Annotated in this window: 7 protein-coding genes and 1 pseudogene; 3 read left to right on the plus strand and 5 right to left on the minus strand. The window is 56.3% G+C overall.

What is annotated here, in order from left to right; all coding sequences use genetic code 11:
• Positions 1 to 613, minus strand: a 613-nt coding sequence (locus IVA82_RS17125) for a hypothetical protein (protein ID WP_247493416.1), incomplete at its 3' end; no start/stop codon positions are given.
• On the opposite strand from IVA82_RS17125, the gene IVA82_RS17130 reads away from it, so the two are divergent.
• The 3 genes from IVA82_RS17130 to IVA82_RS17140 all read left to right on the plus strand — a co-directional run bounded on the left by IVA82_RS17130 (position 598) and on the right by IVA82_RS17140 (position 4,784).
• Positions 598 to 969: a PilZ domain-containing protein gene (locus IVA82_RS17130; RefSeq protein ID WP_247493417.1), complete on the plus strand. Its 372-nt coding sequence runs from the start codon at positions 598 to 600 to the stop codon at positions 967 to 969. The two genes, IVA82_RS17125 and IVA82_RS17130, sit on opposite strands and share 16 nt — an antisense overlap.
• Positions 970 to 2,409: 1,440 nt before the next feature.
• On the plus strand, positions 2,410 to 3,132 hold the full coding sequence (locus IVA82_RS17135; RefSeq protein ID WP_247493418.1) for a hypothetical protein: 723 nt from the start codon (positions 2,410 to 2,412) through the stop codon (positions 3,130 to 3,132).
• Positions 3,133 to 4,040: 908 nt separating this feature from the next.
• Entirely contained in the window at positions 4,041 to 4,784 is a 744-nt protein-coding gene (locus tag IVA82_RS17140; RefSeq protein WP_247493421.1) for a LuxR family transcriptional regulator, read from the plus strand.
• Positions 4,785 to 5,878: 1,094 nt separating this feature from the next.
• Here IVA82_RS17140 and IVA82_RS17145 read toward each other — a convergent pair.
• The 4 genes and pseudogenes from IVA82_RS17145 to IVA82_RS17160 form a co-directional block, all read right to left on the minus strand.
• Complete coding sequence (locus IVA82_RS17145; protein ID WP_247493422.1) at positions 5,879 to 7,096, minus strand: MFS transporter; 1,218 nt, start codon at positions 7,094 to 7,096, stop codon at positions 5,879 to 5,881.
• 861 nt (positions 7,097 to 7,957) lie between these two features.
• Positions 7,958 to 8,670 (minus strand): annotated as a pseudogene (locus IVA82_RS17150) (outer membrane beta-barrel protein).
• Between the two features lie 827 nt (positions 8,671 to 9,497).
• Complete coding sequence (locus IVA82_RS17155; RefSeq protein WP_247493419.1) at positions 9,498 to 9,902, minus strand: NAD-binding protein; 405 nt, start codon at positions 9,900 to 9,902, stop codon at positions 9,498 to 9,500.
• A gap of 111 nt (positions 9,903 to 10,013) precedes the next feature.
• Positions 10,014 to 10,217 (minus strand): integrase core domain-containing protein (locus IVA82_RS17160; RefSeq protein ID WP_247493420.1); only part of this gene is annotated, 204 nt, incomplete at its 5' end.

Genomic DNA, 10,217 nt, shown 5'->3' on the forward strand with positions numbered 1-10,217 from the left:
CAAACAGGATCGACACCTCATGAGCCAGACGCCCTGTAAGCGATGCGACTATCTGCTTCCGATATGCTGGTCCCGCGCCGGCGGCGATCTCGCTCAACCCAATGGCATCCGTCAGCGTGCGGATCGCCCCTCGATCCGATCCAAGCGACCGCCGAAGCTCCTCCCGCACTCGCCCGATCTCGCGTGCGCGCAGATATCCAGCTGGCATCAGGCTAACATCACCCACGTCATCGACATCGGCACCAACATTAAATCCCCATAGCGCTCGCCGCACTATCGGTGCCCAACTTCCCGCGACTTCGTGCCTTGGCGCTTTTTGGACGCCGGTCAGTTGAGCGTGCCGAGCCTCCTTGTTGCCGGCGTCCAAAAACCCAAAAGTGTTTCTCAATTCATCCGCCTGGGCAGCGTCGATCTGCGCGTTTTCGTGTATCGCGCTAATTTTGTTGAACCGTCTATTCTTCGCTTTAATAGAAGAATTAGAGTCAACTCTAATTAGACAGCAGAACTGCTTGTCTGGCGGAGTGCGCGAACTATCTTGTTTGCGAGGTTCGGCGGAACCAGCAACTGAAGCAAAGAAGCTTGTGCGGAGTTCTCGCCATGATTGAAAGGTCAATGGAACGTCGCGCTCTGCCGCGCGACGTCATCAATCTGCCGGCATTGCTCTCGTTCGATGGAATTATGGGGCTCCATCCGTGCGTAGTGCGCGACATCAACGCCTTTGGCGCTCGCCTTTCCACGCCCTATTACATATTCGCCAGCGAATTTGATCTGTTGTTCAGCAGCCTTCACAAGAGGCTTGCCTGTCGAGTGGTATGGAGGCGGGCAACCATTTCGGGCGTGGTGTTCGTTGTGCTCCGCCGCGCACCAAAGCCAGTGAGTGCAAGCATCGTTCATCTTAATCTGCCGTATGCACTCCCGCCGGTGCGGCCCGTTAGCGAGGTGTGCGGCATCTCTTTTGATATGCATTGACCTAATGGTCTGGCACATCCAATGGGTAAGCGGCTCGTTACAATCGCGATGACGAGCTGTCGCCGGCGGGACTGGGCTGCAGGCAGTTTTGACGCGCTATCCAACAGATGCACAAGAAATTAGTGCAGATGGCGAGAACACCAGCATGGCGATGCCACTCACACAGGGTGTCCGTTAATCGCGTCGGTTTGCACCTGAGGCCGTGACTTCCGGTCTAATGAACGGACATCGCCTGAGTAGCCCGGCATGTCTCAAAGGGGCCAGCAGCTAATGCGCGGGAGTTTTGGCTGCTGCCAATTCGCGCCTGGTTCGTTTGCGGCGCAATTTCGCCCAATGGTTGCGTAGATTATTGATCTGATATAGTTTCCCGCTTGATTTCGGGTTTTTGCTTTTTCGAATCCACTGACTGGATAGCGGTAATGATTTACCAGAACGTCGACAGAATTGTTGTCGGTACCCGCTTTAAGATGAATAAGTTCGGAGCCGCTCGATGCCCAGAGCTGGCTAACCGGAGTGGCGTCGTCATTGACGTGAGCCCTCGTACCACGGGCATCACCGTGCTGTTCGATGGCGCCCGAAGACCAACTTGCCTGCACAGAGACTTTATATCACCCATCTCAGATGGGGAGATCGCTGCACCTTCTATCGCTTCAGATGAATGAGGGCGCATGAAGTCTTTAAGGCCACGCGAATGGTCAAAGCAGGAGGCGCAGCGATTGATAGCTCTCGCGCGTCAGAAAACCTGCGCCGACGACGTAGCCCGTGAGCTTGATCGCCATGTCACCTCAGTAAGAAAGAAGGCACGCGAACTCGGCTTGCTACTCCAGAAGCGGGCCGACGTCTCGCAACTCCGTGGGAAGTGAAATCATTCAATGTGGAGCATCGCGCGCCACCGCCACTTGCGACGCGCGCTCCAAATGGAATTCGAGAATCTCCTTGGCAGCCGCGCGGGGCGCCATGCCGCGAACGATGTCATCAGGGCCGAACGCCTGGATTGGGTCAAAAGGGGCGGTCAGAGGCTTTGGGAGGTCAAGTCCGGTTTACCGTCATAGCTGACGGTCTCAGCTTGGCTCATGCTCCTTCACATCCGAGCGAAGCTCCTGCGGCCCGCGACCAAATCGGCCAGAATTCCTTCAGTCGGCTCTCTGCTTTGACGCGCGCCGGCAAGCCGCCGCGACCCCCCAGTTCGCCTGCCGCGCAATCAAAGGGAGCGGTTTGCAAAGAAAGCGATGGGATACCGCAGCCTACACTACACGCGAACTCCAAAACCGTTGACGGCCCCCCATGAGCTTCTGTTGATGATCGCGAGTTTCAAACCGTTTGATGAGTTGCGTCTCGAAATTGCCCACCAAAACAAGGGGGCGACAGCATACTTGGTGTGGAGCAAGTATGCTTTGCGAGCGTCCGTCTGCCAGGCCGCTCGCAGAGAAGGACAGTCGGATGATTGCGCCGATTCGACGGAACTGGAATCCAAAAGACTTTTTCGATGAGTTGACGCCGGCGATGTTCACGGCCGGACCATCGACTGTGCGCGCACGTCGGGACAAGTTGTGGCCAGAGTTGTATACTGAATACGACGCGAGGCACTTAAAACAAGAATTGTTCAACCGAAATCTGATCGCCACCAACGAAGCTGAGGCGTTCTTTAGTGCCTGGGCCGCGGATGAAGAGCGTCACACCGATGGTTTCATCCGGATCATGGAGCTTGTCGCTGGTGAATCCGAAAAAGATCTTCGAGACAGATTGGAAGCTCGATCGCATAGTTTTTCTGCAATCAATGAATACTTGAAGGACGAATTCTCTCTGATCGTTATGATCGCATTTGATGAGATGTGTACTTGCCGCGCCTATGCTGCGGATAGAGAGTTCTATGCCGGACTTGGCAGCAGCTTCCTTCGTTGCCTGAGAGAGGTGGTTGCCGACGAGGCAATTCACTCGATGAACGCTGTTAATGTTCTCCGTGCCCGTTACTGCGAGCGCATTCCCGAAATCGGCGAGATTCTCGACAGCCTAATCCGCAGCGTGGGCGATAATCCGGATTATACCGGCACCTTCGTACTGGATTACTTCGGCGAGAATTACACGAAGCAGATGTTTGTCAACTGCCGCGCCGCTGTCCTGAGAAACGTCGCTAAGCCGCTAACAGCCGCAGTCACGGATTGAAGCGTCGGCGCGCAAATGGACAGACGAGCGTCTGCGCCTCATCTCCTGTCGGTGCCTCAGAATTGCATGTGTTGGTCGGTCAGAGCGGATTCGGCTCACAGACGAGTCAGATAGCCTGCATGCGCTGTCCTTGAACTTTTCCGCTTGTTTTCAGGTTCTTGGCAAGCGACACGCAATAATGAGCGATTCAGCGGTGCCTTGCACAAGGGGGCACCGATCACACGTCAAGAGAAAAAGCCAATCAGGCAATCATCACGAACAATTAAGCCAAATGGCGCTGTCGGCTTTCCTCCTGATGTCGCGAATTCTTCAACGCACGCGCCCGCGGCATCTATCCCAATTCTCTCAAGTCATTGTCGTTAAACCCGATTTTTGGGAGCGGTGCAACTGGTACGACACTTGCTGTTCTCATCCCCAGGTTCTCTCCCTTCCGGAGAAGCGTATGCAACGTGCCCTCTGCACCAAGCAGAATTTCCGACTGCAGGCATATCGGGGTATCCCCCTGACGAACATCGTCATGCACCACGAGGGCCGGTCGCGCTCAACCCTTAAGAATTGTTCGCGTCGGAGGCGTCCAACTAGGGCACTCAGACGCCACGCATTGTTCATGCAAGGAGCCAAACTTGCGCGACGAGCCTGTTGGGCTGCTCATCGACCGGGCTCTCGTCGGCGCCGGCGCGGTGAAGATCAGTTGCGGCCTGACGATGCAGATCCGTAGATCGTGCACGACCGTGGCCCACTTCTTTTCATGCTCGCCGGCAAGCCGAACATCTGCGGTGACACCGGGCTCGTTGAGCTCGAGATCACGGGGCGGCTCGGCGACGGATTGGAACTTGCCTCCGCTTAAAACAAGCTCAATCGAGCGGCGCAATACCGACCTTTTGGGCCAGCCCGCTGAGGCGCCCAAAATGGATCTTTTCAGCTTCACCGAATGCGCGACGCGAACGCAATCCCTCAGATCGCTTTTCGAGCTTCTTGTGAGCTGTGCGAGCGACGAAGGCTTCAGCGAAGTCTCTTACGGAGCGCTCAATTTCGCGGAGCCACTTCGCCTACCGGAGTATCCGCCGCCCGCGGTGGCCGTTAAGTGGCCGCCCGAATGGTGTGAACGATATTTTAAGCGAAAGTACCACAAAATCGATCCGGTGGTCCGGCGGACACCGACGCTTTCGCGGCCGTTTCTGTGGGATCAACTCGCCGAGCAATATCAACTACAGCCCGACGAAAGGCGCGTGCTTGATGAGGCCAGAGAGGCCGGTCTCAAGCACGGCATGAGTGTACCATTGTTTGGGCCATTGGGTCGATTATCCGTCGTATCGTTTGCATCTCGGTTCGACGATGCCGATCCTCAACATTCCAAAGGCCATCTCAACGCACTAGCCTGGCACTTTCACACCGCTTGTGTGGAGATCACACGTCCGGCGGAAGATCATTGCAATATGAGAGTTGCGCTATCACAGCGGGAACTAGATTGTCTACGGTGGGTGGCAGAGGGCAAATCGTCATGGGAAATCGGGAGGATATTACAAATCAGCGAGAATACGGTGAACTTTCATCTTAAGAACGCGATGCGAAAGCTGGGCGCGACCAGCCGGATCCAAGCCGTCATTGTGGCGATCCGCCTCAATCTTATTTTTGATGTCCATGCTGCGTGAGCATCTTGATGGACGATGATTGTATCGAAGCCAGTTTGCGTCTGAAAACTGCTGTGAAGACAAAAATCGATCCTATGGGCAACCGTTCGCCAAGGCATTGAGCAAGCTCGACCTGCCATCTGACGAAGCCACTTGCTCCTTGCGCGCACGTTGTATACGGCAACTACGTGCTTAGTTCCGGGCATTCTTTGGAGCGTTAAGTTAGAATCGGTCTGGCTAGGGAGTCCAGCATTTGCAGGTGTTCGTAGGACGTGAGGTTTTCAGTCGCCGATCGTAGCTGTAGGCGCCAATGAAGATCGGTAGTATGATTCGAGCTGATCGGTTTGCTTCAGTTGATTTTTTGTCGTGAGTTTAAAACTGCTACTGGTTCGAATATATGCTATCTTATCAGGTATGAATCGATCAAAAGACCAGCTTCTAAACCCGGTCGACAAGCTCCTTCTGGAGGGGGGCTGGTGGATTCGACGTGGCTGATGCGCCACGGCTACTCTGCCCAGCTTCAAAGTTTCTAAGTAAAATCAGGCTGGCACGAACAGCCCAAGCGTAGTGTCTTCCGGCGGCCGCGCGGCGCCCTAAGCTGGCAACAGGTATCCCTCCAGACAATCGTCCACTATTCGCCGCTTGTCATGGTGGACGGACGGCGTTCGAACTGCAAGGCTATGCGCACACCTTCCGCAATCAACGACGCGCGTGCATCTCTATGGTCCAAAAGCGCGCCGCAACGGGTTAAAAAGCTGCCGCTGTCCCTCGACTATGCATGCCTGTACGGTTCCTAACGGGCCATCTGGACGCCCGAACGGATCATGAGCAGTATTGCGGTCGAAATGAATGCGACGATCAAGACAAAACGACTCGGATGTGGATCTAATGCTGGCCATGAGCCAATCACCGATCAAACAGACCGATTTCTTGTTTCTGCAAGGCAATCTGGAAGGCTATCAGAGCGCCAGCGATCCGAATCCGCGCAGGTTGGATGATCTCGAGGGCAATCCAGGTGCTCAATCGCCGGCCGCCTCTAGTTTCCTCAAATGTATGATTGCTGTCGACCGCGACGCTCTGACTCAGGAAGACTGGCTAGTGCGTGAGTCCGATCATCAGTCTCTCGCCACGCGCTGCGGTGTCAGATTGGCGGCGCGGATGAATGCCGCAGCGAGCAAGGCTGAGAGAGCATAGCCGAGACCCGGCAATATCAGCGTGACCCTGTAGCCAAATCTCGCCGCGATAAACCCGCTCGCCGCGAAGCCTATCAATGCGAACGCCGACATCACCGAAGTCAGGAACGTGACATCTGTCCCCGCCTTGCCTGGCCGGGCGAGCGCGAGAAACCAGTTTGTGAATGTAACATGCTGGACTGCAAGGGCCGCGAACACGATCCCAACGCTCGCGACGGCGCTCACGCGAACGCCGACATAGCGATCGATAATCGCAAGCGCTCCAAAACCGATGGCCAGGACTGCACAGCCCCAGATCACGCCCCGGTTCGGCGCCATTCGGGTCAGGATCGCGCTGGTCACTGGCGCGATGATAGTATACATCACGACGTTCGAGAGCGCTCCGATCCATCCGATATCTGCCGCGGCAAACCCGAGATCGACGAGCCGCAACTGCACCATTGCGAACGCCAGCGCGATCCCGATAACGCCGGGCGCTATCAATGCGGCCGTTGTCCACATGCCGTTGTTGAGAAGGATCGGGAAGATAGACAGGCGCTGCGGTGAGCGCCATCGGTTCATGCAATGGAGCGGTTCAGGAATCGCGAACACCCATCCAGCGAAAACGACTAGCAGCAGCGCTAAGCCCAGCAAAGCCGGACGCCAACCGACAATCTCGATCAGCTGGAGGCAGACCGCGCCACCGATCACGTGGCCGACGACCCGTCCCCAGCCCAGCAGCGCAGCGCCGAGCGGACGCTCGCCGGAACCGAGGGCTTCCGCTATGTAGCCCAATGTTGCGATCCGCTGTGTGGCGGCGACGGTCGCAAGGGCGAGAGAAACAAGAAAAACCAGCACGAAATCGGTCTTTGGGTTCAAAAATGCCATCACTGCCAGCGCAGTGGTAGTGGCGATTTGGGTCAACAGGATCCATGACCGCCTCAGCCCGAGACGATTGAGGCTCCATCGATCCACGACGGGGGCCCAAAGAAAGTTAACGGTGAAGGCAAAGAAGACCGTCCCATACAAGCCGACCAGTTCCAGGCTGGCGCCGTTGCCCCGAAGGATCACCGGAATGGCCGAATAGATCAACGCGATCGCCAGATACTGCTGACTGGCCAACGCAACCATCCCGATATGTGGCATGTAGCGACTTGCCATCAATCAAGCCTCTTCCTTTTAAAGAGCAGTTTCGCATGTGCTTCGAGAGCACAGTTTGGACAAGCAGTGGATCGTTCCAGCGCAGCAGCGCCTCAAACCGGACTATGATCCGAGCGTTGGCTGTACGGGGTGAGAGATCCGGGTGGCAGTTGCTACTTCGAATCAGTTCGCACACTGCGCCTGACCTTCATCTTGTCGAGCAAACCGACCTGCCAGAAACAGGGGGTGACGTCGCTATACATCGGCGAAGGATAATTGAAGGACGACCGGCCGTAACCGTCGCCGGCCTGCGCGCCAACTTATCCTCTGACCAGCTCCACAGAACGGGCGTCAGCTTTATTGCTGGGCCAAGGCCTGCCGAATTGACCTCGCAGCTAGCGATGGGCGCAATCATCGCGGCTCCTGAAGAAACGAACTCCAGATCACATCAAACACTCCATTGCGCGGATCCGGTTTTTAGCCAAGCGCCGTGAAGCCGGCATCGGTGACGGCGGTACGAAATGAAGCAAGCAGCGTGCCGTTTGAAAACTGAAGGTTCTCTAGCCGCCTCATGTTGCGCGGGCGCGTCAGATTGGAAACAACGATATCTCGAACCTGACAATCGCGTCGTTAGCCTTGACCGTACACACCACGCGCATTTCAGAGGCGGAAGGCTGGGATCTGGCGCGTGCACCCAGTGTGCCGCTGCCGACGAGGCGCATATCGCCGACCCCAGTGCAGAAGATCATGTCCCTTGCGTAACTTGGAAAGGCGGCGCTTCCGCAAAAGCGGCCAGTCAGCGCTGCGCGGAAGAGCACTCCGAAGAAAAAGCCCCGACCGAAGGTCGGGGCTCCTCGATCCGCCGCAAACGTGTTGTGATCGCTATTTTCCAACCACCGGAAACATCTTGTAGTTAAGCCGAAGGGTTACCATATCGACATCCTGGTGAATGCGATCCGACCCGGCAGCGGGGAAGGTCACCTTGCTCTCCGGCATGAACAGGTGATCATACTCGACGCCAACTGACCAGCTGGGGGCGAAGTTAACTTCCAGGCCAGCGCCTACGGCGCGCCCCAACGGACATTATCGCTTTTAGCAAGCTCCGCCCCAGTGACCGTCGAACTGATCTGGTCTGTGTTGCTGGTCACCACAGCACCGCCCTTGGCCTAAAGCAGCACGGTTTTGAAAGCGTAGCCGATCGGGCCGGTGAGCAAGCCGAACGCATCCGTCTTGGTTCGATTGATGTTCGACGGGAAAGCGGTGCTGATATTGGAGCCGCTGAAGTCTGCCCAGTCGCCCTGGCCTTCAACACCGTAGACCACATTGAACATCTGCCAGCGATAGCCAATCTGGCCACCGATAGTGCCGGCGGTCGTACCATGGCAGCCTTCGGGAGTAACGCCTGCGAAATCCCAGCAGTTATGGCTCGAGCCCAAGCCGCCGTTAATGCCCATATAATAACCGGTCCAGTCACAGATCGCGGGAGCGACCGACAGCTGCGGCGCGTTGGATTGGACAGGCTGTGGAGCGAGATCCGCGCCAAATGCGGGGACCGCCGCGTTGACTGCGACGATGCTTGCAGTCAGAAGCAGCAATTCTTCATTGGAGTGTTATTCCTCACTTGAACCCAGCTCTGCGCGTCTTGGCAACATCACCGTGAATTGCTGTAACTTCAGCACAACATTCCTCAGGAAGAAATCGCTTTAATCTCACGTTGCGTTAGGTACTGGAGCTAGAAATCCCGCCATTTCCAGAATGTTAGCGTTGATGCGCGTATTGGTTTAAGCACGTGGGAGTTAGCTGCCCAACTTGGAAGGCTGCTCGCATCAAAGAGTGCGGCTAGTGCAGATCTCGGCAAAGCACCCGAGAACGAAATGCGCGTCCACGGTCCGTGAGCAGCGGGTTCCGATCTTGGGCATCCTCGACTAACCTCGGAATCGCGTCGAAGGCATCAGACCCTTCCTAAGGTTGCCTGTCGGAACGACCACCGAGCTGCGCAATCATGGTCTTGACGCATCGATGATGGGCCAGCGGACGGATAAACATGTTCGCAATGCCCGCCTCAACCTCATCAGCCAGGACACGTTCGCGGTGCCATTCCGCATAGTCTACCCGGCGTCGTCAGAAAGTTATGCAACCGCTTTGTGGCCGGTGACGTCCTCGAGCTCTTTCACGTCCCTATGTGGCTGTTGCGCCAAATCGCGGTCTCCTCTCTCGTGATCGCCTGGTATTCTTCAAAGAGCTTGGAAAGCGGGAACGATGGCCGGGCCTGCGTGCTCAAAACAGCAGCCCGGGATCGAGCATCGCTTTGAAGTCCGCTGAGCACAAAAGCATCTAGCCGACGCTTTGGCCATCCGTGTGAAGGCGACGCTGGAGAACAGGAAGACATGGACTGTGGAGGTTTGTTTTGGGGGCGTCGCTGCTAATTCTGCCGTGATTCGTCATCCCTTGAGGAAAGCGCAAGATGAGGCAAGGTCAATTCACCCTTGCCTTCGGCGAGACAGGTTTGGAACTTTTGCGCGGCGGCAGTCAGAACTGGCACCTTCAACGCGGTTTCGTTCGCTAATCGCACGCCGCAGTCAATATCCTTTTTGGCGTTTCTGATCGATATTGCCAAAGCATCCGGCTTTTCGTCCAACAAAAAGGCTGCAAAGTTTTGGAATATCCCGCTGTTGGTCGCGCCGCGACTGACCAAAGAGCGTAAGGTTGCAAGGTCGACGTCAATGGCATCGGCAAGCTGGCAAGCTTCGGCTACCACCGCCGCCATGCCCATCGTCATGCTATTATAGACAAGTTTGAGCTTATGGCCCTGTCCAATATCACCCACATGGACGATGTTCTCGCAAAATGCGGTAAGAACACGAGCCGCGGTAGGAAAGAGCTGGTCCCGCTTGTCTGGACAGACTTTCCGCGTCGATAAGTGGAGCCTCTGCCGAGATTAGGCCGCCACGCGGAGCGGCGGAAGGTTGAAGTAGGCTTGATCCGGGGTCATGTCGTCAAGGCTCGAATGGGGCCTTCGTGCGTTGTAGAAGTCGAGATACCGGCCGATCGAATGTCGCGCCTCGCCGACGGTTTCGTAGGCTCGCAGATAGACCTCCTCGTATTTAACGCTGCGCCATAGCCGCTCGACGAAGACGTTGTC

The sequence above is a fragment of the Bradyrhizobium sp. 142 genome (assembly GCF_023074015.1).
Taxonomy (GTDB): domain Bacteria; phylum Pseudomonadota; class Alphaproteobacteria; order Rhizobiales; family Xanthobacteraceae; genus Bradyrhizobium.

Bases quoted from the DNA above. Each gene is read 5' to 3' on its own strand.
- IVA82_RS17135 (WP_247493418.1), top strand. From the start codon at position 2,410: ATGATTGCGCCGATTCGACGGAACTGGAATCCAAAAGACTTTTTCGAT.
- IVA82_RS17145 (WP_247493422.1), bottom strand. From the start codon at position 7,096: ATGGCAAGTCGCTACATGCCACATATCGGGATGGTTGCGTTGGCCAGT.
- IVA82_RS17140 (WP_247493421.1), top strand. From the start codon at position 4,041: ATGGATCTTTTCAGCTTCACCGAATGCGCGACGCGAACGCAATCCCTC.
- IVA82_RS17130 (WP_247493417.1), top strand. From the start codon at position 598: ATGATTGAAAGGTCAATGGAACGTCGCGCTCTGCCGCGCGACGTCATC.